This window comes from Shewanella sp. ALD9, assembly GCF_002836315.1.
Taxonomy (GTDB): Bacteria; Pseudomonadota; Gammaproteobacteria; order Enterobacterales; family Shewanellaceae; genus Shewanella.
Window position 1 is genome coordinate 641,155 of the sequence record NZ_PJCD01000002.1, and the last position, 26,124, is coordinate 667,278.

Here is a 26,124-nt window from a genome sequence, read left to right on the forward strand (position 1 = left end):
TAGGAAGTATTACGTGAGTAAATTAGAACAATTCCAACGATTTATCCGCAGCAACGGTAAAGATCTAACTGGTGTAGACGTACCAGTAATATTAAGCAACGAACAAACAAAACTGCCTCAACTTAAGTTTACTTTTGGGTGGACGATTGAAGTTGGGGTGAGTCAACACGAACATGGCGCCTATTGTCCGAATGGCATTAAATCTGGTAGTGCATCGAATGCGAGGGATTACGCCCACGACAAAGCAAAAGAGTATGCTAGCGGACAAAACTCGTTATTTAACGATCGCTTTTTAAACATTCTTGGGCCTGATATTTCTAGCAATTTTTTGATACGAAATAGAGACTTAAAATCTGCACCAGAAACCTATGTAGGCAGCAAAGTGTGTTACAACTGCAGTGGTTCGGGGTCACAAAGCTGTTCTAATTGCCATGGCTCTGGCAAGAATTCTTGTACCGGTTGTAGTGGCAGCGGCCGCATTAGTGTGTCGCGTTACGACAGCCATAATAATCGCACGGTTTACACGACAGAATCATGCACATCCTGCTGGGGAAGTGGTAAAAAAACCTGTAATACCTGCAGCGGCTCAGGTTCTGTAACCTGTAATACTTGTAATGGTGGTGGTTATCTCTATTACAGTTACACCATTGATGGTGATGCCAAACGTAGCACTAAATGGGCTTATAATAGTAACGACTATCACGAGTGGACCTCTGAATTCGTTAAAAATAATGGTTTAGACTTAGTTTATCATTTGACCGAGATAACTGAAGTTGACGTTGAGGGTACCCTTGATGGTTGTACTTTTATTTATGCTTTTACCGCTAAACTGCCGACGTTACAATTTACCGCGACGGTAGATAAAGTCGATACAACAATGTGTTTTGCAGGTAAGAATGACACTACCCATAATGCCGGTGGTGTTTACGATCCTGCAGTATGGTTTGTGGCGCAGAAATTGACAGGCAATGACCAAGAAACCGACAAAGATGTATTAGCAACACCTGCCATAAAAGACATTATTGAAGCGAACACCACCAATACTCAAATTGCGTTATTAACAGAAAATTGGGTATCAAATGAGATTAACGATGCTGTTATCTCTAACTATCAACACTTAGTCACTACGTTAAAAAAGCAGAGCGTTAAGGGCATTGCCCCAAACATGTTTTTAAGCTTAGTGAAGTACACTTATTTGTTCTTCACGTTAGGGATGTTGATCGCGCTGTTATTTCCTTTATTTGCCGCTGAAACGGGTCACCGCATGAGTGTGACACAAGTGCCAGAATGGATAATGGCATTATTGATGATGAAATTTGGTTTATTTGGACTCCCCGCTTATGTGAATTATGCGTTTGTCTTTGGACTGCTGTGGTTAAGCTATAAGAGCGTAAAGAAGTGGTATTGGAAAAATATCGGTAAAACCAAAATCTGGTTATTGGCGATTAGCATCACACTATTATTACCACACATCGGCCTTTCATCTTATTACAATACGTTAGAGCTACTTAGACACTCACCCACCATCGCTAGCACCTTAGTGAGTGGCTCGCTATTAGTCGGTGTTTACTTACTTATTTTTGGGGTGAAAAAACCTAAAAGATGGTATGGCAAACTGTTTGGTTTATTGGCTGGGCTGGGTATTTACTGCGCCATTCAATATGGGCTTTACGTGATAAATCCAACGTATGGTTTTGTGGTAGATCATGCTCATTATGCCCGTGAGGTGACGAAGCTATTAACATCGGCCTTGGATTTTATGAAGCACAATGTCTTTGAGTGGGGCTTGTTATCGATTAGCTTTACTTATTTTTTAACCCGTAGACGTTTTTGGTTAAAAGCAAAAACAATGGTGGCGGATTACGATAGCCCAGTGCTACTAAAATCAATGAATATGGATAAATAGTGTTACGTATTTAGGTTCGATATGCAGAGCAGAGGCTAAATTTTGTAGCAACATTAGCAGAAGATTAACCTGTGCTTTCATATCGACTCAGAAAGCGATAATCTACTTTCATACTGTGTTTTGGTGTTTTTAATTTGTAAGTGATGGAGTACTCCTAATATATGAGTATCACGCGTTTTATGGCTAACAAGGACAATCGTCCTGTTACGTCAACCTCTTCGGCACGCATCAGCTATTTTGCCACGCCAACCGAACTCGAAGACCCCGTATTTGAAAGTGTCGACATGAGTCGCGATAATATTCGTCGCCATGTAAGACAAGAACGTAATAGCCTCAGCGCTGAAGAACAAAATCAATTAGCCTTAATTGCCAGCCGTCATATGTTAGCTGAAATTCAGGCACAGTCGGCTCAGCATGTTGCCTTGTATGTCACTCACGATGGTGAACTTGCTACTCAAAAACTGATTGAAGCGTTATGGGATGTCGACATTAATCTCTATTTGCCGCGTATTCATCCGTTTAGTAAGGGCAATTTGTTGTTTGTGCGTTACGATCGCGATTCTGTGATGGTTAATAATCAATATGGTATCAGCGAGCCACAGCTCAATGTGCAGCATGTCATTACCGTCGATAAGCTCGATATGATTATCACTCCTTTGGTGGCATTTGATGAACACGGTAATCGTATGGGCATGGGCGGCGGATATTACGACCGCACCTTGGCACAAGTGGTCGATAACAAGCCGTTAGCCGTAGGCTTTGCCCACGACTGCCAGCAAGTCAGCCAGGTTCCAACTGACTTTTGGGATATCCCTTTGCCCGTGATTATTACGCCAACGAGACGATTAGCTATTTAAAATAGCTACCGATTCGTAATAAAAAGCCTCATCAATAAACGCTATTGATGAGGCTTTTTAGTTAGCTGATTTATTGCCGCTATTAATGACCGATATGTGAAAAAACCTGCAGACTTAACTATTCTCCGTCCAAAGTGTCCGAAATAGCATGATAAAAATGCCGAAGTGACATCAAGGATGATGGCACAGGCTCTGGGGTACAGGGATGTACCATCTGAGCCGTTAGGCGATTTTTATTATGCTATGAGGATCAACACTTTGCCGGAGCTGCCGGGGAGATCCAAGAGGGGAAAGCAGTTTTTCCCTTCTTGGTCGGGTGTGGACGAAGTGCCACGATTTTTGTTATATGCAACAAAAGCAATTGTGACTACACAATTGCTTTCTCTAATGCTTGGCTGACATCGGCAATGATGTCGTCGATGTGCTCAATACCCACCGAAATACGCACTAAATCTTCTGATACTCCGGCTTTGGCTAATTCGGCACTGTCTAACTGGCGATGGGTAGTACTGGCGGGATGACAAGCTAACGATTTAGCGTCACCAATATTGACCAAACGTAGCACCATTTGCAGCGCATCAATAAACTTACCACCAGCTACTTTACCCGCTTCGGCATTAGCAGCTTTAATGCCAAAACTAATAATACCAGAGGCTTTACCACCAGTGATTTTTTGACAAGTTGCATGATGCGGACTGTCTGGTAGTGCTGCGTAATTAACCCAGCTAATATTAGGGTGTTGCTGGAGATATTCGGCTAGCGTAAGCGCATTACTGCAGTGACGTTCCATGCGTAAACTTAAGGTTTCTAAGCCTTGAAGTAACAAAAATGAACTGTGTGGTGACAAGGCTGCGCCAGTATTACGCAGTGGCACTACGCGGCATCGGCCAATATAAGCGGCTGGACCAAAGGCGTCGGTATACACCACACCGTGATAAGACGGATCTGGTTCATTTAGTATCGCAAAACGTTTTTTGTTGGCGACCCAGTCAAATTTACCCGAGTCAATAATCACCCCGCCAATGGTTGTGCCGTGGCCGCCAATGTATTTAGTGAGCGAATGAATAACAATGTCGGCACCATGATCAAATGCGCGGCACAATACTGGCGTCGCTACAGTGTTATCTACAATAAGTGGCACCCCGTATTTGTGAGCAATATCGGCCAAACGTTGTAAGTCGACAATATTACCGGCTGGGTTACCAATCGATTCGCAAAATAGGGCTTTGGTGTTGTCGTCAATTAATGCATCGAGACCATCAAAGTCATCAAACGCCGCCATACGGACTTCAACGCCTTGGCGTGGCAGTGTATGGGCAAATAAGTTATACGTGCCGCCGTACAACTGGCTAGTGCTGACAATGTTGTCGCCCACTTGTGTTAACGCTTGGATAGCATAAGTAATGGCGGCCATGCCTGATGCCACTGCAAGCGCACCGATGCCGCCTTCAATCGCGGCTAAGCGTTGCTCTAACACGCTAGTAGTAGGATTCATTATGCGGGTGTATATGTTGCCAGCCACTTTTAAATCGAACAGGTCGGCACCGTGCTGGGTATCATCGAAGGTATATGAGGTGGTTTGGTATATCGGCACCGCGGCGGCTTTGGTGGTGGCTTCAGACTCGTAGCCATAATGTAGCGCCAATGATTCCAGCTTCATGTTTTCTGCAGACATAGTGACTTCCTTTCGATAATAGCGAGTGTGGATACTGATTAATATCCACACTACCAATTAGCCATCTAGAAGTCTATAACAAATTGACGTCAACATTGCCCCGCACATTAGCGCTTGGCGTTTTATGGATTATTTTAAATGTCTGCCGCCATCAACAGCATAGCTGCGGCCGGTAACATAATGGCTGGCCTGCAAATAATCGACTAAGGAAATGATTTCTGCATTACCGGCTTCTTTAGGCAATATGGCTTTAGCCAATGCTTTGACTTTATAGGCATCATCGTCATCTTGGTTAAATAAAATCATCGCGGGAGCAATGGCGTTTACTTTAACATGCGGTGCTAACAAGCTAGCAAATGACAGTGTCATGTTATGCAGTGCTGCTTTACTGGCGGCATAGGCGATGTGCTTTTTACTGCCCTTTTCGGCGACGTAATCTGTCATGTGAATAATGTTGCTGGCACCTATGCTGTCGTCATTGGTTTTAGCTGCGCTAATCAGTAATGGCGCCAAGGCAAGATTGATTTGATACGGCGCTGATACGTGAATTTGCATCATTCGCGTCATAGTCTCGCTCGGGCTTAAGCCGTTGTTGTCGGGTAACCAGTCTGACGCATTATGAATAATGGTATCGAGGCGATCATGATGCTCATTGATGTGAGTAATTAATCCATCAATAGATGCCGCATCGGTTAAGTCGCATGAATGTAAACTCGCGCCCAACTTACCGAGCTGTTCAATGCTGTCATAATGAGTACGATAAGTGCCAATGACATGATGACCTTGTGCCAAATAATATTTGGCCAGTGCATAACCTATGCGTTTACCTACGCCAGTGATCAGTATTGTACGTTCCATAATGCTCTCTTAATTTTAGCTCTGATACATTGAGCCTTTATCATAATTAAATTAGATGGTTATCTAAGAATAAACCATCCTAGCGCGTAATAATGACAATCGATAGTGTAATGGATGATAAAAAATGACTTCATTATGTGAAGTCATTTTTAAAAGGCATGCTGTGGCGCAAGCGATTCCGAGTTCAGGCTGGTTATGTCTAAACGTTATGCTAGCTGGTTATATGTCTGAACATTACGCTAAAAGCTATGCTAGAAACTCTGCTCGGCTAGCGGGATTGGCCTTAAAGCAACCACCAAGTGCTGTGGTTTGCGTGCTTGATGAGGTATCCATAATGCCACGAGATTTTACGCAGTAATGGGTGGCGTTAATGCTCACAGCGACATCATCGGTCGCCAATAACGTTTGCAGCGCCACTAGAATCTGCTGAGTTAAGCGCTCTTGTACTTGTGGGCGCTGGGCAAAAAATCGCACGATTCGGTTAATTTTCGATAAGCCGATAATGTTATCTTTGGGAATATAAGCCACTTTGGCGAAACCATCGATGGTAATAAAGTGATGTTCGCAAGTACTCACCACACTGATATTGCTAATTTTTACCATCTCTTCGACACCCATCTTATTATCGATTTGAGTGATTTTTGGGAAATTAGCATAATCGAGGCCCGAGAAAATCTCATTAACGTACATTTTGGCAATGCGGTGCGGTGTTTCAGCTAAGCTGTCGTCGGTTAAATCCAGCCCTAAGGTTGACACAACTTCGGTCATTAAGCCTTTGATACGCTGATATTTTTGCTCGCTGGTCATATCATTTGGCACTAATGGCGTTTCAAGGCCATGAGCAACCAATGCTTGTTGTACTTTTAATGCTTCTGCAGACAACTCTGCGCGCGTTATGTCATTAATGGTCGTCATAATAACATCCTTAAATAGTGGTTAGGCTTGATACTCTAAAGATAACGATACTGAATCGGCGAAGCGCAGTGCATGGGGCTTATCAATAGTGACTCTGGCCAGGGTAACAGTTGGGTGCTCCCGACAAATATCTAATACGTCGGCAACCAATTTTTCCAGTAATAAAAAACGGCCTTCTTCTACATGCTGGATCACTTTTTTGGTGATCACTTTGTAGTTTAGCGCATCAGCAACGTCGTCGGTTTGAAACGATCGATCGGCTGGATAATGGATCTCGATATTGATCACCACGTCTTGCTGCTTTTCGCGTTCGTCTTGGTTAAATCCAATAAACGTCCGTAAGCGTAAATTGGTGACCTTAATAATGGCTTGGCTTAATGGCATTATTGAGCCCTTGTGAATTGTTTTGGATATATACGCCGAAGTGAAATAGAAAGATCATAAACCTCGGTAATTTGTGTGTAATCTCGATCATGGAAACAAATGTAATCTGGCTTGATGTTTGAGGCGTACAATAGTCAGTATAGGTGTTCAAGCAAGCAATAACATAAATGAGGTAAATGATGGAACTGACTATTTTTTACGATGGCACTTGCCCGCTGTGCCTCAATGAAATGAAGCAATTAAAGCGATATGACCGTTTAAACCGCATCGGCCTTGAAGACATTAACGCCGATGATATTAATCTGCGTTTCCCTGATTTAGATGTATTAAAAGCCAATACCGTGCTTCATGGGTTACAAGCTGATGGCAGCTGGCTATATGGTTTAGATGTAACAGCCAAAGCATGGGGCTTAACTGGTAAGCATGGTTGGATAAAATTATTACGGTTACCGCTGATTAAACCTGTTGCTGACCTTGCGTATTTGGCCTTTGCCCGTAATCGCTACCGTATATCTTATTTGCTTACAGGTCAAAAACGCTGTGATAACGGTAACTGTAAAATAAAGTAAGGGTAAACAGCATGAGCGATTCAACGACAACAGAAACCATTATTGTGATTGGCGCTTCATCGCTTATAGCACAAGCTTTTATTAGCCAAGCCATCGCGGAAAAAGAGCCAGATTTAGCGTTAACCATTATCTCCGTGAGCCGTCAATCTTCACTGACACTGCCTGTAATGACACTGCCTGCCCTGGCCAAAAATGTCACTCACCATCATATTAGCTGCGATTATCAACAAGCCTCAATTTCTCGTTGTATTGCAGACATGTCATCGATGGTTGGCACCATTAAAAAAATCATCATCTGTAATGGTATTTTGCACTCTAAAACGACTAATGAACGCACAGATAATGAAACCACAGACAAAACTCATTTAATGCCTGAAAAACGCATTGAAGACATTAACAGTGATGCCTTACAGCAACTGTTTTACGCTAACAGTATTGTGCCGATGTTGTGGTTAAGCGCCTTAACCGAGTTACTGCTACAGCAACCTCATAAGATAGACAGCCCAAAATGTGTGATCAGTTTATTGAGTGCCCGAGTTGGCAGTATTTCAGATAACCGTTTAGGCGGCTGGTATGGCTATCGCGCTTCAAAAGCCGCGTTAAACATGCTGATTAAAACCACTGCAGTGGAATATGCAAGGCGGCTTAAACGAGTCAAACTCATCGCGTTTCATCCTGGCACTACTGACACACCATTATCAAAACCTTTTCAGGCTAATGTGCCTGCAGGCAAGCTTTTTACCCCAGAATTTGTTGCCAGCCAGCTGTTTAACATCATGGCCGATATTGAGCCCAACGGCCAAGCCAGTTACTTAGATTGGCAAGGCAAAGAGATTAGTTGGTGATGTTCCCGCCTATCCACTAAGAATTTTTTGACCAAGAACTCAATAATCAAAAAATGTAGACCCTGTTGATGACCCTGTCGATGTTGTTTAATAAACCATCGACTCCCCTTCAATGTATCGACAACTATTTCCCTGTTCTTATGGTACTAAGGTGCCAATTAAATAGTGCTGTAATTGCTTTATTCTGAAAGTACTAAATCAGATGTTAGTGAGAATATGCACTAGACATGATCTCGCAATGAAACATGACAAATAGGTTGATGGCATACCTTGTCATTGCCGCTATTGAATTAAGGGAACCGATACTATGTCGACGTTACAAACTGGACTCAAAGGGAAAGTGGCACTTATTACCGGCTCCACTAGCGGCATTGGCCTGGCGACAGCGCATGTACTTGCCGAACAAGGTTGTCATATCGTATTGCATGGCTTAATGGCGCAAGATGAAGGGCAGACTTTAGCGGCTGAGTTTGCAACCCAATACCAAATAAAGACCTTTTTCAGCAATGCAGACTTGAGAGACGCTAACTGCATACATGCGTTTATGGACAGTGCGATGAGTGCATTAGGCAGTATTGATATTTTGGTTAACAATGCTGGGATTCAGCACACCCAAGATGTGGCAAACTTTCCGGTCGAAAAGTGGAATGACATCATTGCGATTAACTTGTCTTCCGCTTTCCATACGATTCAACAAGTCGTGCCTGCAATGACTGAAAAAAAGTGGGGACGAATTATCAATATTGCCTCAGTACATGGCTTAGTCGCCTCGGCCAATAAGGTAGCCTATTGTGCAGCAAAACATGGAATTATTGGCTTAACCAAGGTGGTCGCGATTGAATGCGCTGAACAAGGAATTACCGTCAACGCAATTTGCCCTGGATGGGTGGATACGCCGCTTATCGGCAAACAAATTGACAGCATAGCAAGCGATAAAAATTTGAGTTATGAAGACGCTAAATATCAACTCGTGACAGCCAAGCAGCCGTTACCAGAAATGCTGGCACCGAGACAAATCGGTGAGTTTGTTTTATTTCTTTGTGGTGGTGCCGCAAGAGGCATTACCGGTGCAGCTTTACCAATGGATGGTGCGTGGACAGCGCAATAAGCTTGGCGTTATTGTTCTATAAAATGGTAGCGTTATATTCAATGTTAGCCCTTACTCACATCGATAAGGGCTTTTTAATGCCTAACAGGCAAGGCTTCAATTAATGATGACAAACTAGGCCATGAATTTAGCAATGTGTTGATAGGTTGCCATGCATTCATCTTTCACTACATCGTGCAGCAACATATAGGCGTGGATCATGCCGTCGAACGAATGATGTTCAACATCAACACCAGCAGTAGTTAAGGCCTTCGCATAGGCTATGCCCTCATCCCGAAGCGGATCGCAGCCTGCAGTAAAAATAAGGGTTTTAGGCAATTTAGCAGACATGGCCCCAAACAAAGGTGAAGCCTGTTTAATGACATCTACATCGGTAGATTGAAAGTACTGCTCGAAATACCACTTTATACGAGTGGTTTCGAGTAAGAATCCAGTGCCATTACTGTCTAATGATGGGCTGTTTAAGGTGTAATCGACACTCGGGTAAATAAGAATTTGTTGGTCGATGTTAATCCGCTTATCGGTCAAACTTTTCATGCTTAAACTGGTGCAAATGGCGCCACCAGCACTGTCACCAATAATAGTGACATTGTGTTGATGGTTAACATCACCCAGTAACTCAGCGTAACGTATTAATACCTGTTCGCAGTCATCAATCCCTGCAGGATATGGATATTCAGGCGCGAGCCGGTATTCAACAGATATCACCACACACTGCGCTGCATTGGCAAGATGACGACAAATAGGATCGTAAAGCGCCACACTGCCACACATGTGCCCGCCACCATGAAAATGCAATAACACCGGCAAAGCTTTATCTGGCGCTGGGCTATAAATCCTGACGGGAATAGTACGGTCGGGTAACGTCAACATTTTATCTGTTATGTAGCTCACCGCTGGCGAATCACTCATTAACGCGCCGAGTTTATCTAGATTTTGGCGCAAAATTGTCGGTGTAAATTGGACATTATTCTGTTTAGCCAAGGCGATATTGCTGTTGGCTAACGCCAGAAAATCAGTGAGTTTTGGGGAAACGGTTCCTCGCATTAGGTTAACTCCTTTGGTTTTCCTGTTTCAGGTAGAAAATAGCTGCCAACAAACACGGTGCCGCTGAGTATGGTGATCATCACAAATGAACTGACATAACTGCCATCGTTTAAATCAACCAATTTACCAAACACCCACAACACAATAGTCGAAACCAGATAGCTGATTGACCAAAACAGGCTAAACACCACGGTGATTTTTTGCCCCGTCATGTCAGGGAGTTCGTGAGGAATAGACACTAATGCAGTCACAGGGAAAAAGATAAAAAAGCCCAATACAATAGCGCATGTTATCTGCAACCAAGGCTCTGTGCTAAAAGATAAGCCTAAAACGGTGATGAAAATAATCAAACCACTTAAGCGAAGAATGGGAAGGCGTAACGGATTTTTGCGGCTATACAACATTCCCGCAATTGTGCCGACAATACCAAAACCAATCACCCATTTGCTTTGGCTTATGCCCGCTTGAGGATAGAAAGTGAATAGACAAATATAAAACGAAAGCAGCCCAGAATAAGTAAAAGCATAAGCCCAATTAAATGTATCTTTTAAGCCCTCAAGATAACCGTAAATGGCAGGCTCTACCCCAGAGGCATTATTTGCAGATTGTGGAGCATCAAACTTAACCAGTAACCACACAATGGCCAGTATCAAGCTCGCGCCTGAAAACAACACTAAGCTATTTTGCCAGCTGCCTGTAAGTGAATTAATACTGGTCATGCCCCATAAAATAATCGCTGTGCCTACGTTAAATGCTACCGCATTCAAACCATTAACTACCGGACGGTCTTCAGGTGCAAACCACAGCATCACAATAGGGTTAAAGTACACAATCATAAAGGCTCCGCCCAAGCCCATTAAAAATCGGCTCACCAGCAGTAACTCATAACTCGTCGCTAAAGGCGTTACTATCCCGACAACAATTAATAACGCAGCTAACAAAAAGGCGTACTTTATTCCAAACTTTACCGCCACATATGCAGCACTAAAAGTTCCGACTATTTTAGCGAGCGTGACTGCACCACTGATAAAACTTGCCGACGCTAAACTCTCAATGTGCATCGATGCCATAATGTTGTTCATGCTGGCAGTGCCGCCAACCCATGCCATGGCAAAAAGCACATAACTCGTAAAGACTAAACCTTCGACCAAATATCTATGGGTTATTTTCATAGGCGTTATCGGAACCTTAAATGACACTAATGGAGTTAAATCATGTTATCTGATGGGTATGGATAAATAAGTACTACCTTAGTGCACCGCATCGTTAAAAATCTTTATCAAACAGGGCGTCTAGTGTAGTTTCGCAAGGATAAACAATAAAAATAATTGGGGAATAACTTGCAGGCTTGGTTATCTATTGATACTTGGTTAATTAGTTCAATTTCGATTGCTTATCTTGCAATGCTGTTTGTGGTTGCACAGTGGGGGCAAAATCGTTCCATAAAAAAATTAACCCAAAAGCCGTGGGTCTATAGCCTGTCGTTAGGGGTATGCTGCACATCATGGGCATTTTATGGCACCGTTGGACAAGCAGCAACAACTGGCGCATGGCTGGCCCCCATTTATATTGGTTCGATCATTTGTTTGGTGCTTGCTTGGCCTATGCTAATGCGCACGCTGCAAATAATTAAAAGCCAAAACTTGACCTCTATTGCCGACTTTATTGCGTGCCGTTTTGACCGTTCGCCTAAAATTGCTGCCAGCGTTGCCATCGTGTCACTACTTGGCACCATTCCTTATATCGCATTGCAGCTAAGAGCGATTAGTACCAGCTTTGATTTACTAACCGGTACGTTTCAGTCCGGTATTAGCACCGCATTTGTGGTAACGATTGTATTAATTATCTTTAGTATTTTATTCGGCACCCGCCAGCTGTCTGCCAGTAAACATAATCAAGGCTTAGTGCTGGCCATTGCGTTTAGCTCTATCGTTAAGTTATTTGCCCTGACAGCCGTGGGTATTTTTGCCACCTTCTTTATATTCGATGGCTTTGGTGACTTGCTCAGCCAAGGTCAACATATTAAACAAACCAGCCAATCAGACTCGACTTACCTTGTGGTTTCTCAGGTTATTTTGGGTGCGATTACTATCTATGCGTTACCGCAAGAATTTCACATGATGATGATTGAAAACAATCATGACAAAGAGCTCAAATCAGCACGTTGGATGGTGCCGTTATACCTGCTATTAATTAATATTTTTGTGTTGCCGATTGCATTAGCCGGACAGCTTAGCTTCCCGGGTGGCAGTGTTGGTGCAGATACCTATGTGCTGACATTACCGCTTTTTTATCAACAAGCATGGTTAGGAATATTGGTTTATGTCGGTGGACTGGCTGCCGCAACCGCAATGGTGATTGTGGCAGCTATTGTACTAAGCACGATGATTTCGACAGAAGTGTTAACGCCATTGCTATTACGATTACCGAAATTTGGTTCTCAGCAAACCCCGCAATTATCCGGCATTTTATTAAATTTACGCAGATTCTCAATCGCAGTCATTCTTTTGTCAGCTTTCGCCTTTGAACGTTTTATCGATCAGCAAAATCATCTAGCCAGTATTGGCTTGCTGTCATTTGTACTGTTATCTCAATTTGCCCCCGCCGCAGTAGGCGCCTTATATTGGCGAAGTGCCACCACTCAAGGCGCGTTTGTGGGGCTAATAATGGGCAGTGTTGTCTGGCTTTATACCTTACTGTTACCGGTTACCTTTCCCGATGCTCATTGGGTTAAATTTGGCTTATTTGATATCACATGGCTAACGCCGACAGCCTTGTTTGGCTTAACTGGTTTGGACAATATTAGCCACGGCGTATTTTACAGTTTAGTGGCTAACATTGGTTGCTTTGTGATGATATCTCTGCTTAAAGAGCAAAGCGTTGGCGAGGTTTTACAAGCTGATTTATTTGTAAATAGAAAACATGTGCAACTAGAACGGCACTTATCTATAGAAGATTTAGCCAGTTTATTAAATCGTTTTATCAACAAAGATGAAGCCGATGCTCTTATTGCAGAGTCAAAAAAACTCGCAGGCAAAAATCAGCAACAACTGCTTGTTGATTATACTCGCTTAAAACTGTCTGGCGTACTCGGTTCAGCCTCTACCCGAATGGTGATGAATGCCGCATCACGCAGCCAGCAGGTGCCACTAGAAGATGTAGTTAGCATTGTCGATGAAGCCAGCCAAATCTTTGAGTTTAACCGAGAACTGCTGCAATCTGGCGTGGAGAATATTGAGCAAGGCATCAGTGTTGTCGATGCCGATATGCGCTTAGTGGCTTGGAATCAACGCTATATTGAACTGCTTGATTACCCTAAAGATTACGTCAAAGCAGGACTGCAAATTGAACAGCTGATTAGATTTAATATCGACAGAGGTATTATTGTCGGTGACGAGGCTCACCAGCTAGTTGAAAAGCGCTTAGCTCATATGCGCAGTGGTAGCCCTCATCATTTCCAACGCACGATGTTAGATGGAAAAGTACTGGAGATTCGCGGCCAAGCCATGCCAGGCGGCGGCTTTGTGAGTACTTTTGCTGATATTACTGCCCACATTGAAGCAGAAAAAGCCTTACAACTGGCCAATGAAACACTCGAAAAACGGGTTGAAAGCCGCACTCAGGAACTTGAAAAAGCCAAAGCTGAAGCGGAAGCTGCTAATAGCAGTAAAACCCGCTTTTTGGCCGCGGCCAGCCATGACTTAATGCAACCGTTTAATGCCTTAACCTTATTCACTGAAATGCTGAAGCAAAGGGTTAAATCAACGGAACTGTATGACTTGGCAACCAATATTGAAGACTCCTTAAACGTGGTGGAAAGCTTACTATCAGATCTGGTTGAGATATCTCGCTTAGACAGTAACTCGCTAAAAACTGAAAAAAGCCAATTTGCGATTGATGATTTACTGTCAACGTTAGTTAATGAATTTAAAGCGTTATCGGTTCAACAAGGTATTGATTTTAATTACCAAGTCTCTTCTTGTTTTGTAGAAAGCGACCAAAGGCTACTGCGGCGTATTATTCAGAACTTTTTGTCTAATGCGTTTCATTATTCCCCTTCAGGCAAACGCAATCAGCAAGTAATATCCCAAACCTCTAGGCCTGACAATAAAGTAAACGGGCAAACTAACAATACTGAGTTTGTCCCTAAAGTGTTATTAGGCGTCAGGCGACTTGAGCACGCTTTATTAATCCAAGTTTGGGACAATGGCCCAGGTATTCCGCTGGATAAACAACAAGCCATTTTTTGTGAATTTGAACGCTTAGAGCTCACTCGTGAAATTCCGGGATTAGGGCTAGGTTTGGCGATATGTGAACGAATTTCCAAGTTGTTGGATATCAACATATCGCTGCATTCTGAAGTAGGCAAAGGGACGTGTTTTAGTGTTGAAATACCCCGAGTATTACAGCAGAAAAAGCCGCTTAAAGTGATTGAAACAGCCGAAGATGAGATAAGCAGTGACAGCGCTAATATCACTGTAATGGTGATCGACAATGACGACCTGATGCTAAAAGCGATTTCTACATTACTCAGCGATTGGGGATGTAATGTCATTACCGCAAAAGACCAACCCAGTGCCATACTGCAATTGGCCAATAACCCACAACCCAAACTGATTATTGCTGACTATCACTTAGAAGATGATAAAAATGGTGTGGACTTAGTACAGTATTTATTAGCCAATCACCTGACGATAAGCCGTAACCAACCCACCTGTGTTATCTGCTCTGCGGACCCTTCGGAAGCCGTTAGGCAACACACCAGCAGTGCTCAATTTAGCTTTGTGCGTAAACCACTTAAGGCAATAGCCTTAAAGCGGATCATTAAACAACTGACGCCTGAATAACTAATATTTTCAATAGATTAATGACCACAAAAAATGCCTCACATGGAGGCATTTGGGTTAACTCTTTTTATCGCTATTCTTATTATCGATCAGTAACCGCAATCAATGGCGATAACTATTCATTGCGACAATAACCGTTCGTTAGGGCAATCGATTTATGCTTGTACATCCACCTGCTGGTTTTCAGTTGAAGTAATCATTAATTGTTGAAACACCAGCCCAGCTTGCGTGCGATTATTGATTTCGAGTTTGAGTAAAATCGCTGAGACATGTTTTTTTACTGTGGTTTCTTTAATGTTTAAATCATACGCTATTTGTTTGTTGAGCCTACCATTGGCAATATTGGCCAGCACAGTGTACTGCTGCGGTGTGAGTTGAGCTAATTGCTTTGCTAAACGTTGATGTTCTGCGGCGGTGTGTTGATCGGCACTGATATTGGTGTGATCTGGAAGCCAAACACCTCCTTCAAGCACAGTATCAATCGCCGTCGATATTTGGGTTAGATTGGCTGATTTTGGAATGAAAGCACTGGCGCCAAAATTGATCGCCTTACGGATAATCTCCGGCTGGTCGTCAGAGGACACCATGATAACCACGATATCGGGGAAGTGATTTTGCAATAACGTCAGTCCAGTAAAACCATCGTTTCCCGGCATATGCAAATCAATAAAGATAAGCTCAATATCTGAGTGCTGCTCCACAATAGCGATTAACTCCTGGAAGTTTTCCGCCTCTAGCACTTGTGCATTGTTAACACTTTTAAGCACGGCTTGGGTTAACGCGGCACGAAATAGTGGATGGTCATCTGCAATGGCCACTTTAATTTGAGACATCATTGGCTCCCTAACATTGCGTTGATATTGTTATGGTTCACTCTTTATAAGCAATAAAAAGAATAACCGGTTCTAAAGAGACCGGCTATCCTTATCTACATCAATTAAACAAGGTTTTAGAAGACATAGCCAACGGTTAATGAAATGGTCTCTGGGTCGCCATAATATCCAATTAAGGTGTTATCGCCGCCTAGCCCTGGCGTAAAATCGCCATTGCCTGTTGGCGTGACAAAGGCGTAGTTACCCACTAAATACTCTTCATCAGTGACGTTTTTCCAATGTAATCCAGCATTCCAATGGCCATCATTGCTATACCAATTCACACCAAAATTCAGCAATCCGTATCCATCTTGACTCAATAGATTGTCCACTACCGCTAAGTCATAATCGCTGCGGTAGTAGTAATTACCATTAATGATAAAACTGCCTACATCAGCTTCAATGCTGTAACTAAACCCTAGGTTTGCAGTGGTATCTGGGGTATTGGTAATAGTGTAAGTGTCGCTAATATCAATTTTATTACCCAGCTCGTCATATGAAATCACCTCGTCAAAAGTGGCGTCAATTAAGCCAAGATTAGCAAATAAGTTAAGTGAATCTGTCGCAGCGTATTCAACTTCAAGCTCTAGGCCTGTCGCGGTGGACTTACCGATATTCCCTAAACGCTGATTAAGGTCTGAACTGTCCTCTCCTGGTAACACCGTGACAAACTGCCTGTCTTTATGATCGAGGTAAAATAGCGTGGCATTGACGCGAAGATTATCGTTCCATTCGCTCTTCATACCAATTTCATATGAATTAACCGTTTCTGGATCAACCGCGGGTTCAGCACCTGTTGCTCGTGGATTAAACGTACCCGATTTGAAGCCTTGTGAGTAGCTGGTAAACACCATCATGTCATCACTCACTTGGTATTCTAAACCGACTCGCGGATTGAATTTAGACCATGTTTCTTCATCATCGAGCACTTTAGGTATTTGAGATTCAATTAACGCGTCATCGCGCACAAATCCAGGATACCAGCCCGTTTCAGGATAAATACTATCGAATATCACGCCATTATAAACCGTGGCTTCTTTTGATTCGCGGGTGTAACGGCCGCCTAATGTCATCGATAGCTTTTCAGTAAAGTCGTATGAACCTTGCACATAAGCAGCGTAGCTTTCGCTATTATTACAACCACTCACCTCACGAGTTAGCCCACCATATGCTTTAAAGGCTTCTTCTAAAATAGCATCGAAAACACCACAAGAATCACCGTCAAAATAGTAAATCCCCGACACTAAGTTGAGATTGTCACCAACATAGTTCACCTGAAACTCTTGGCTAAATTGCTCATCTTCGTAGATAGCTGGCACGTCGAAAATACGTAAGCTGGTATTATCAAAGTCGATGTTGGTTAGCGACTCGCCTTCACGCTTGGCTGTGACCGACTTTACGCTCCAGTTTTCATTGAGGTTATATTCGACCGTCGCGCTCCACCCTTCTGTTTCTACTTTGTTCCATGTAGGCATACTGGTGTAAGAATCATATTTGCTATCAGGTACTGGTGCATCAGTTAATAAGCTAGGAAGTAGGCGATAGCCGCCTTTTGAGTTGGAGTCATCCTGGGTTTTATCATAAGTAAAACGCATAAACAGATCGTCGTTAGGTGTGTATTCAACGCTTAAGCGACCCGCCATTACATCTTTATTATAGTTTTCGGTATCTTGGCCATCTAATGCCGAGGTTTTAAATTCACCAAAACCGTCACGGTTTAAACTCGCAAAGGCAAAACCGACATAGAGCTTGTCATCAACAATAGGTAACTGCCCTGCCACTTTGACATCTTTTTGGCCATAACTGCCGACGGTACCTTTAAGACTTAATTCACTATCGCCAGACATCTTTTTGGTAACATACTTAATTGCGCCACCAATGGTATTTTTGCCGTACAACGTGCCTTGTGGCCCACGAAGTACCTCAATACGTTGTACATCAAGAATGTCTAACACTGCACCTTGCGGACGCGCAATATAGACGTCATCAATGTAAATGCCAACCCCAGGCTCGTAACCCCAAAGTGGATCTTCTTGACCCACACCACGAATAAAAGCGGTAAGCGTAGAGTTAGTGCCTCGGCTAGATTGTAATGTGGTATTGGGCGAAAACTGCTGAATTTCAGTCATCACGCTGATGCCGTTTTCTGCCAACTCGGTAGCACTGACCGATGTCACTGCCACAGGTACATTTTGCAAGCTTTCAACTGTTTTGCGTGCTGTCACTTCAATGCGCTCTAACACAGGTTGTTTGTCGCCGCTGTTATTTTGTTCTTCTGCGGCAACGGCATATTGCGCGCTTAACACTGACGAAATGGCTAAGGCAATACAGCTCATTTTAATAGTATTCTGTTTCATACAGATCCCCGTTGTAATATTTATTATTAATGGTTTTACTTACTACTAATTCTGGTTTACGACTGATTTTGATTTATTACTATCTGTTCACATATTGACTGTATAGCATTTTTAACAACATTGAATCGGTACTATAGTAGTATGTGTTTTGGTCTAGATATTAAAAAAACAAACGATTAATTAATAACAAAAACATAATGTTATATATTTAACCTTGATTAAAGCCCCCAAAACTTAATCACTTCAGTCACACTGCTTATGGGTGCCCTAAGCAGATAGTCACTTTCTTCACCTCCATGTTTTATGTCTGGATTGACGGCAATGCCATGACCAAAATCGTTAATAGTGACGAGTTCGATTGACGCGTTATTTTGAGCATCTTTCCAGCGTGAAATACTGTATCCAGATTCATTTGACACCGTTGGCTTAGCGTTAGATTGAGTTAACACTTGCCATTGAGATGCGAGCATTTGCGCATTGTTAGCATTGACGACATTGTCGCTGTCACCCGTCCAGATACTCAACGAAGGCCAACGAGTTTGTTGAGGGTGTATTGCTTTGGCAAATTGAGCTAATTCTTCAACCGATAGCGCTGGTCCTTGCTTCATACAAGAGATGGCTTTGATCAAATTATCGGCACAGGGATATGGCAAGCCAGCGATGATCGCACCGCTTTGAAATAGATTTGGATAATTGACGATTGCCGCACTCGCCATGGCGCCACCAGCAGATAACCCGATGATATAAACATGCTTGGCAGCTAGTTTTTCTTGAGTAGTTACTATCATGTTTTTTATCGATAACATTTCACCACTGTCTATCTGCGTATCTTGACTTGCAAACCAGTTGAAACAACCCTTTACGTTATTGTCATAGCTTTGTTGTGGCACTAAAACCGCAAAATGATGCTCTAACGCCAATGACGTTAGGCCACTTTTGTTAGCCAATTCGACACCGTCTTGAATACAACCATGCAGTAACACCACCAAAGATAAATCCCCAGCAGGAGAAGCATTTGAGCCTTGCGTCACAGGAAGATAAAAGCTTGTCAGCGCACCAGGATTATCACCAAAATCGGTGAGTGGGATATAAGGCGTATCGGTTGCTTGAGCCGGTAGCATCGAAAAAATCCAACCCAGTAAAAGCAGCGGCATGGTTAAGCTGTATTTTTTATTTCTCATTTCAGCGGTTTCCAAATTTAACATATTAGTAACTTGCAGAATTTTGATCCAAACAGCAATGGCACTTTAGATCCACATGGAAAACTCATGTCGGTAAGGCGATGAAAGATTAGATGATGAGCCTGTAGCAATGAAGAATTGTGGGTGTAAACAATGTGAATAATCGAATAGCAATAAACCGAGATGCTAGATGCTAGATGCTAGATGCTAGATGCTAGGCATTTTAAACCAAAAAAAACGCGAAGCCTTGGCTTCGCGTTTTTTAGACCATCGACTTGTTAATTACTTAACAAATTCAACGCCTAATTTAATGTCACCTTTAAGGGTGTCTAACATTGCATCGCGAGCGTTAGCTTCGAATGCGCTGATTTCACCGTAAGGTAATACTTTTTCTACGCCGTTTTTGCCAAGTAGGATTGGCTGTGCAAAGAATGTAGCGTGCTCACTGCCGCCGTCAACATAGGCACATTCAACAACGTTAGCTTCGCCTTGTAGACCACGTACCAATGATAAACCAAAGCGACATGCTGCCTGGCCCATTGATAATGTTGCGCTACCGCCACCGGCTTTAGCTTCAACAACTTCAGTACCCGCGTTTTGAATGCGAGTTGTCATTGCTGCTACTTCTTCATCAGTGAAAGTAACACCTTCAACTTGAGAAAGTAGTGGAAGAATAGTCACACCGCTGTGTCCGCCGATTACGTTAACTTTAACGTCAGCAACGTTTAAGCCTTTAAGCTCAGCGATGAAGGTTTCGCTACGGATAACGTCAAGTGTTGTGATACCGAATAAACGGTTTTTGTCATAAACACCGGCATTTTTTAATACTTCAGCAGCAATCGCTACAGTCGTGTTAACTGGGTTAGTAATAATACCCACTAATGCTTTAGGGCAAGTTACAGCCACTTTTTCCATTAGGTTACGCACGATACCAGCGTTGATGTTGAATAGATCTGAACGATCCATACCAGGCTTACGCGCAACACCTGCAGACATTAACACTACGTCTGCGCCAACTAATGCATCTGTAGGATCTTGACCAGCAAAACCTTTTACTTCTACGTCTGTTGGGATGTGACTTAAGTCAACAGCAACACCAGGAGTAACAGGAGCGATGTCATATAGAGACAACTTTGAGCCCGCAGGCAGTTGAGTTTTTAACAGTAAAGCTAGAGCCTGGCCAATACCACCAGCAGCACCCAATACAGCAACTTTCATAATTATCTCCATCAATTTATGCAGTTTGTGACATAGATCTAAATCGTCGTGGCGTCACATTACTGCATCGTCACAATAATTTCAATTATACGTTAGTGGAGGACCGTAAATAAGTAAGCCCTGATCCACGCACAGACTGGCGTAACGCCGAGTACTAGCAGCATTAATCCGTGTAAAAGTACGACAAAAAACATCGGTAATAGGATTATTTTTCATCTTCTTTATACTGAAAAAACGACATTGCGGAGTTTTTTATATTGAACAAATATGACACAGCTGTTTTATTCTGAAGTTGTAATCACGCTATCAAGCGGGTTAAGCAATATGGCTATGTTTGTTTTAGGCACTGAAATGTTGATTGAGTATTGTTGAGTTTTACCGTTATTGATTTTGGCCTTTCACCCGACTAAACCGCCATAAATATTGTAACACTCACTTATTTCGTACACATTTTCTGACGCAACAAGCCAATACTTTTATTGAGTGTCGCGTTATGATGGCTGCAGATCATCCTATAAAAACGAGAAAAACATGACAATAAGAATAGGCCAACATGCCGACCTGCACGCCCTAGTTCAGTTTAACCAAGCCATGGCAATGGAAACCGAAAACCTATCATTAGACACTGAGCAATTGACTCGCGGTGTTGAAGGACTGCTTACCCATCCTGAACGTGGGGTATATTTAGTCGCCGAAGTTGACGGCGAAATTACCGGATCGTTAATGGTCACCTATGAGTGGAGTGACTGGCGCGCAAGTAATTATTACTGGATCCAGAGTGTGTATATACGTCCACAGAATCGTCGTCAGGGTATTTATGGCAAGCTTTATCAAGCGGTAAAAGACTTAGCTGCAGAAAACGGTGGCACCGCCAGTTTCCGTTTGTATGTTGAGCATGACAATAAAGTAGCCCAAAAAACCTATGAATCATTGGGGATGGAGCAAAGCCATTATTTAATGTACGAAGAAAATACTAAGTAATCGTAAGTCACACATGCAAAAGCCGGAATAATCCGGCTCTTTTGTGTTTATCGTTTAAAGAATTTAACGCGTTCAGCAGAGATTACGACAATAACTAGCCTGTTCGCAACGCGAGAATTTTACTGATATCCAGTGGCGCAGTAAATTGACTAAACCATTTGTGCTGTTGATCAATCGCATGAATCGACATTCTGTCTGCCAACTCGTTACCTTCAATACCAATATGGGCAGCGACATGCTGAAGTACTAAATCGGCTTTCATTGCATCATATAGCTCATGTGCTTGCTTGATAATCTCCAGATTGGCGATTTCACCGGTTTTTCGGGTCCAGCTTTTGGCTTTCCAACCATATGCCCACTCACAAACACATTTAATCGAATACTGTGAGTCACTCATGATTTGCACGGTTTCGCCCGCGTTTAGGACCTTTTTAGCCACAATTAATGCTTGGTGCAGCGCATTGAGCTCGGCAGTATTATTGGTGCCATTAGGATTAAACAAACCAAACCATAATTCGGCTAACTCGCCTTTGCGGTATATCGCCATCCCTGAACCCGCTTTACCAGGGTTGGGCTCACAACCACCGTCGGTGTAAATAACCACATCAAATTGGCTTAGCACAGCTTGATTCGCGCTAAGAGTTTTGGTTGATGTTCCAGCCCCTGCAGCCTTTGTCGATGAACGACCTGCCGCTTTTACTGGCACACTTTTGCCTATGCTGCTTGCAGGAGATTTAGCAAATGCAGCTTTGGCTTCTGCTTCTGTAGCAAAGGATTTGTACTTGGCTTGCGGATATTTATCAACTGAACGCTTGGTAACATCCCAGCTGGTAAAAATGCCCGTTTCTCGACCGGCCCATACTACGTAAAACTTCTTTGCCATGATTAACTCTTACTTCAACAATGCTAACGTCACTAATAACGTGCTTGCATCATGCCATGATTAAACTTGGCTTTGAAACAAAAATACATGATGCGTGCCGCAGTTGCAGTTAACTTGAACATCTTGACCAAATAAGCTTAAGTTTGATTTACCTGAGCTTAATGTGGCAGAGCATCAGTCTAGGGTTAGTGGGCCATCGATATTTTGATAATCGACACTACCAGAACCCGAATTAACAATGGTCAAACCTTTGGTGTTAGCCACATCAATGCCACCGGAACCATCATTTATCTTAACTAATCCGGAGACTTGATTAACCTTGATTGAACCCGAACCATCTTCAATACTCACATCACCAATAACATGGTTAATGCGAATAGATCCCGAGCCATCTTGCAACTCAATCGCGCCTTTCGCCTCGGAAATATTAATAGAGCCTGAGCCATCAACTAAAACCAATTTGCCAATGTGGTTCATCACAATACTGCCAGAACCATCTATTAACTCAATATCCGCACTGACATCATCTATTTGGATGGGCCCGGAACCGTCTTTAATATTCAATGCGAGCACAGTTGGCACTTCTACCAATAAATCAATATAAGGCGACTCACCGAAATATTGGTCACTGTGTATTTCTGATAATAAATAGCCCTTATCACCTTTTCGGGTCAAGCTGAGCTTAATTTCGATGTCATCTTGATCCAATGACTGGGTGTAGATATCAGCATGTACGGTGACTTCTTTTAGGCCTTCAACGCCGACAATCGTTAACTTGCCGGCGCCAGTATTAGCGACTAACTCAGTTAATGATCCAGCATCAAGATTCAATTGCTGCTGTACTAAGTTAAGATTTGTATGGTTTTGCTCTGATGATGACGAAAATACTGACTCTGCTTCACTTTGCGAAGCACCAAATAGGGTGGCGCCCAGAATAAGCCCGACTGTGACACTAATGGTTGCGATACGAATAGACATAAGATTAATTCCCTTTATGAGGATAACAATAAGCTTAGGCCGCCAAACAAATACTCTTAATATGAGTAAACTGTGGTTAGTGCGCGTTAGCGGCAATTAACAGTTAGTTAGCAGGTTTCATACCAACTAAACAAAATCAATATTTACAACAAGTTACAATTAACAGTAATAAAAGTAACTTCGTCATCAGACCCAAAATGGTTAAAATCCCATACAATGTGGTTAACTTCACCACTGTGATCATCATGGTTAACTCAAACAAAAAAAGAACATAACCCTATGCCGACTTCTCCTGCGATACCACAAACGTTAACTATCATTGTTGGTTCAACCAACCCAGTTAAAATCAATGCAGCAAAACAAGCTATTGAACAATATTTCCCTGATGTTCATATTGATTGCACTGGCATGCATGCGCCATCACTGGTCGCAGACCAACCAATGACCGAAGCAGAAACTAAATTGGGTGCCATCAACCGTGCTCAATTTTGCCAAGCCAATGCAAAAATAGTCGATCAACATGCTGACTTTTATGTGGCAATGGAAGGCGGAGTAGATCAGTTTGATCACAGCCCTGCCACCTTTGCTTACATGGCCATTATCCATAACGACACATTATCTGTTGGTCGAAGCGCTAATTTGCCGTTACCACTATCAATTTTTAACGCTTTACAAGCAGGTGAAGAACTTGGCAAAGTAATGGACCGAGTATTTAACACTCATAATATTAAACAAAAAGGTGGCGCGATTGGCTTGCTAACTCGAGGTTTAGCCACCCGCGAAAGCATTTATACCCAAGCATTAGTGCTGGCAATGGCTCCCTTTATCAATGCGGAATTATTTAATGACTGAAAATCAGCAAGCAAATACAACCAAGGACGGCTTGCAAGCGCCCTTGATTAGAATGTTACAACCCCATGACGATGCTGCATTGGCCGCGGTGATCCGTGAAGTGTCTGCAGAATATGGTTTAACCCCAGATAAAGGTTTTAGCGTGGCCGATAAAACCCTCGACTGTTTAAGTGAGGTGTATCAAGCTGAAGGTTCACAATACTGGGTGATTGAATATCAAGGCAAAGTGGTTGGCGGCGCAGGTATTGCGCCATTAGTAAAAAATGGCGGCGTATGTGAATTACAAAAAATGTACTTTTCTCGCGCTATACGTGGTCAAGGTATGGCAAAGCCATTAACCCGTCAGTGTATTGAGTTCGCCAAACAACAAGGCTATCAATCGATGTATTTAGAAACCACGGCAGTGCTAGTTGAAGCACTAGCACTCTATGAAAAACTGGGCTTTAGCCACTGCCAGCATTTAGGCGAAACCGGCCATGATGCCTGTGAAATTGCGATGATAATGAGCTTATAACGTGTAAAACACTCCATTATTATCAGATATCAGCGGTATTAGATTGTTTTTTAAACAGTTTTACTACGACTTTATTATAGCGCTTTGCAATCACCCAAAAGCTTGGTAGCCTCAGATTAAGCACATTCCATAGGAGGATGATCATGGAATATCAACGTATCGCGCATTCTAACCTTGAGGTGAGTAAAATCTGCCTCGGCACCATGACTTGGGGAGAACAAAATACTCAAGCAGAAGCTTTTGCTCAACTCGATTATGCTATTGGTCAAGGCATTAACTTTATCGATACCGCTGAAATGTACCCTGTACCACCTAAAGCCGAAACACAGGGCGAAACCGAACGCATTATTGGTAACTACCTTAAAGCACAAGGTAATCGCGACAATTTAGTGATTGCCACTAAAGTTGCTGCGCCTGGTGGTAAAGGTGATTACATCCGTAAAGATATGGCTCTTGACTGGCGCAACATTCATCAAGCCGTTGATGACTCATTAGCACGCTTACAAATCGACACTATCGATTTGTATCAGGTGCATTGGCCGGATAGAAATACTAATTTCTTCGGTGAAATGATGTATGAACACGACGAAGAAGAGCACTACACCCCTATTTTGGACACGCTTGAAGCCTTAGCGGAAATCATTAAGCAAGGTAAAGTGCGTTATATCGGCATTTCTAATGAAACCCCTTGGGGCTTTATGAAATACCTAAAATTAGCCGAAAAGCACGATTTGCCACGTATTATCAGTGTGCAAAATCCTTACAACTTGCTTAATCGCAGCTACGAAATCGCCATGTCTGAAATCAGTTATCGTGAAGATGTGCCGTTATTAGCTTATTCGCCGTTAGCCTTTGGTGCCTTAACCGGTAAATACGAAAATAATCAGTGGCCTGAAGGCGCACGCTTAACGGTATTTAAACGCTTTGCCCGCTATAACAGTACCCCAATGGCCCTTGAAGCAACTCAGGCTTATATCGATTTAGCCCGTGAGTTTAGTTTATCTCCGACCGAAATGGCCTTAGCGTTTGTTAATAGCCGCAAATTTGTTGCCGCTAACATTATAGGCGCCACTAACTTGCATCAGCTAAAGCAAAATATCGACAGCCACAAGGTCAGCTTATCTGACGAACTGATGATAAGAATTAACGAACTATCAGCGCTATATCGTTTCCCTTGTCCGTAGGAAAACAATAACCGCCAGACAAATTGAGCTTATCGCCACAAAACCTTGCAATGGGCATCAAGATCACTGAAGATCTTGATGCCTTTTCTTTTC

Annotated in this window: 22 protein-coding genes; 10 read left to right on the forward strand and 12 right to left on the reverse strand. The window is 42.8% G+C overall.

Translation table 11 applies throughout. The features are described 5' to 3' along the window. The first annotated feature begins 13 nt into the window (after nt 1-13). Nucleotides 14-1,906, forward strand: coding sequence for a hypothetical protein (locus CXF88_RS06230; protein WP_101086043.1), 1,893 nt, complete (start codon nt 14-16; stop codon nt 1,904-1,906). 161 nt (nt 1,907-2,067) lie between these two features. Beyond that, nucleotides 2,068-2,763 (forward strand): 5-formyltetrahydrofolate cyclo-ligase, encoded by a 696-nt coding sequence (locus CXF88_RS06235; protein ID WP_101086044.1) that lies wholly within the window; start codon nt 2,068-2,070, stop codon nt 2,761-2,763. Between the two features lie 367 nt (nt 2,764-3,130). Here CXF88_RS06235 and CXF88_RS06240 read toward each other — a convergent pair whose 3' ends face one another. The 4 genes from CXF88_RS06240 to folX form a co-directional block, all read right to left on the reverse strand. Continuing rightward, complete coding sequence (locus CXF88_RS06240; RefSeq protein ID WP_101086314.1) at nt 3,131-4,423, reverse strand: aminotransferase class I/II-fold pyridoxal phosphate-dependent enzyme; 1,293 nt, start codon at nt 4,421-4,423, stop codon at nt 3,131-3,133. Nucleotides 4,424-4,567: 144 nt separating this feature from the next. Then, the gene (folM, locus tag CXF88_RS06245) at nt 4,568-5,296 is read right to left on the reverse strand and encodes a dihydromonapterin reductase (RefSeq protein ID WP_101086045.1); all 729 of its coding nucleotides are present in this window, start codon (nt 5,294-5,296) and stop codon (nt 4,568-4,570) included. Between the two features lie 246 nt (nt 5,297-5,542). Then, on the reverse strand, nt 5,543-6,211 hold the full coding sequence (folE, locus tag CXF88_RS06250; RefSeq protein WP_101086046.1) for a GTP cyclohydrolase I FolE: 669 nt from the start codon (nt 6,209-6,211) through the stop codon (nt 5,543-5,545). Between the two features lie 21 nt (nt 6,212-6,232). Then, on the reverse strand, nt 6,233-6,595 hold the full coding sequence (gene folX, locus CXF88_RS06255; RefSeq protein ID WP_101086047.1) for a dihydroneopterin triphosphate 2'-epimerase: 363 nt from the start codon (nt 6,593-6,595) through the stop codon (nt 6,233-6,235). Between the two features lie 179 nt (nt 6,596-6,774). Here folX and CXF88_RS06260 point away from each other — a divergent pair, with 179 nt between their 5' ends. From CXF88_RS06260 to CXF88_RS06270, 3 genes are all read left to right on the forward strand, one after another. After that, nucleotides 6,775-7,164, forward strand: coding sequence for a DUF393 domain-containing protein (locus CXF88_RS06260; protein ID WP_101086048.1), 390 nt, complete (start codon nt 6,775-6,777; stop codon nt 7,162-7,164). 11 nt (nt 7,165-7,175) lie between these two features. Continuing rightward, the gene (locus tag CXF88_RS06265) at nt 7,176-8,009 is read left to right on the forward strand and encodes an SDR family NAD(P)-dependent oxidoreductase (protein ID WP_101086049.1); all 834 of its coding nucleotides are present in this window, start codon (nt 7,176-7,178) and stop codon (nt 8,007-8,009) included. A 307-nt stretch (nt 8,010-8,316) separates the two neighbouring features. Next, the gene (locus CXF88_RS06270) at nt 8,317-9,117 is read left to right on the forward strand and encodes a 3-hydroxybutyrate dehydrogenase (protein WP_101086050.1); all 801 of its coding nucleotides are present in this window, start codon (nt 8,317-8,319) and stop codon (nt 9,115-9,117) included. A gap of 114 nt (nt 9,118-9,231) precedes the next feature. Here CXF88_RS06270 and CXF88_RS06275 read toward each other — a convergent pair whose 3' ends face one another. Then, entirely contained in the window at nt 9,232-10,164 is a 933-nt protein-coding gene (locus CXF88_RS06275; RefSeq protein WP_101086051.1) for an alpha/beta hydrolase, read from the reverse strand. Beyond that, on the reverse strand, nt 10,164-11,336 hold the full coding sequence (locus CXF88_RS06280) for an MFS transporter (protein ID WP_101086052.1): 1,173 nt from the start codon (nt 11,334-11,336) through the stop codon (nt 10,164-10,166). Before CXF88_RS06280 ends, CXF88_RS06275 begins: the two co-directional genes overlap by 1 nt. 168 nt (nt 11,337-11,504) lie before the next feature. Between CXF88_RS06280 and CXF88_RS06285 the strand changes: the two genes are divergently transcribed. Next, nucleotides 11,505-15,011: a PAS domain-containing hybrid sensor histidine kinase/response regulator gene (locus CXF88_RS06285; RefSeq protein ID WP_101086053.1), complete on the forward strand. Its 3,507-nt coding sequence runs from the start codon at nt 11,505-11,507 to the stop codon at nt 15,009-15,011. Nucleotides 15,012-15,166: 155 nt separating this feature from the next. Here the strand turns inward: CXF88_RS06285 and CXF88_RS06290 are convergent, their stop codons facing one another. The 4 genes from CXF88_RS06290 to mdh form a co-directional block, all read right to left on the reverse strand. After that, nucleotides 15,167-15,844, reverse strand: a complete 678-nt coding sequence (locus CXF88_RS06290) for a response regulator transcription factor (protein ID WP_101086054.1) — start codon at nt 15,842-15,844, stop codon at nt 15,167-15,169. Nucleotides 15,845-15,960: 116 nt separating this feature from the next. Next, nucleotides 15,961-18,240 carry a TonB-dependent receptor gene (locus CXF88_RS06295; RefSeq protein ID WP_101086055.1) on the reverse strand — a complete coding sequence of 760 codons (2,280 nt, stop codon included), beginning with the start codon at nt 18,238-18,240 and terminating at the stop codon, nt 15,961-15,963. Between the two features lie 218 nt (nt 18,241-18,458). Then, a complete protein-coding gene (locus CXF88_RS06300) occupies nt 18,459-19,421 on the reverse strand; it encodes a PHB depolymerase family esterase (protein WP_242445104.1) in 963 nt (320 codons plus the stop codon). A gap of 282 nt (nt 19,422-19,703) precedes the next feature. Further along, nucleotides 19,704-20,639, reverse strand: coding sequence for a malate dehydrogenase (mdh, locus tag CXF88_RS06305; protein ID WP_011638612.1), 936 nt, complete (start codon nt 20,637-20,639; stop codon nt 19,704-19,706). A gap of 531 nt (nt 20,640-21,170) precedes the next feature. Between mdh and CXF88_RS06310 the strand changes: the two genes are divergently transcribed. Further along, complete coding sequence (locus tag CXF88_RS06310; RefSeq protein WP_101086056.1) at nt 21,171-21,620, forward strand: GNAT family N-acetyltransferase; 450 nt, start codon at nt 21,171-21,173, stop codon at nt 21,618-21,620. A gap of 94 nt (nt 21,621-21,714) precedes the next feature. Here CXF88_RS06310 and CXF88_RS06315 read toward each other — a convergent pair whose 3' ends face one another. Beyond that, complete coding sequence (locus CXF88_RS06315; protein WP_101086057.1) at nt 21,715-22,503, reverse strand: ribonuclease H family protein; 789 nt, start codon at nt 22,501-22,503, stop codon at nt 21,715-21,717. A gap of 174 nt (nt 22,504-22,677) precedes the next feature. After that, nucleotides 22,678-23,481 carry a hypothetical protein gene (locus CXF88_RS06320; RefSeq protein ID WP_101086058.1) on the reverse strand — a complete coding sequence of 268 codons (804 nt, stop codon included), beginning with the start codon at nt 23,479-23,481 and terminating at the stop codon, nt 22,678-22,680. Between the two features lie 279 nt (nt 23,482-23,760). Between CXF88_RS06320 and yjjX the strand changes: the two genes are divergently transcribed. From yjjX to CXF88_RS06335, 3 genes are all read left to right on the forward strand, one after another. After that, nucleotides 23,761-24,333, forward strand: a complete 573-nt coding sequence (gene yjjX / locus CXF88_RS06325; protein ID WP_101086059.1) for an inosine/xanthosine triphosphatase — start codon at nt 23,761-23,763, stop codon at nt 24,331-24,333. Further along, nucleotides 24,326-24,847 (forward strand): GNAT family N-acetyltransferase, encoded by a 522-nt coding sequence (locus CXF88_RS06330; protein WP_101086060.1) that lies wholly within the window; start codon nt 24,326-24,328, stop codon nt 24,845-24,847. The genes yjjX and CXF88_RS06330 overlap by 8 nt, the downstream gene beginning before the upstream one ends. A gap of 143 nt (nt 24,848-24,990) precedes the next feature. Next, on the forward strand, nt 24,991-26,031 hold the full coding sequence (locus CXF88_RS06335; RefSeq protein ID WP_101086061.1) for an NADP(H)-dependent aldo-keto reductase: 1,041 nt from the start codon (nt 24,991-24,993) through the stop codon (nt 26,029-26,031). Nucleotides 26,032-26,124 lie beyond the last annotated feature (93 nt).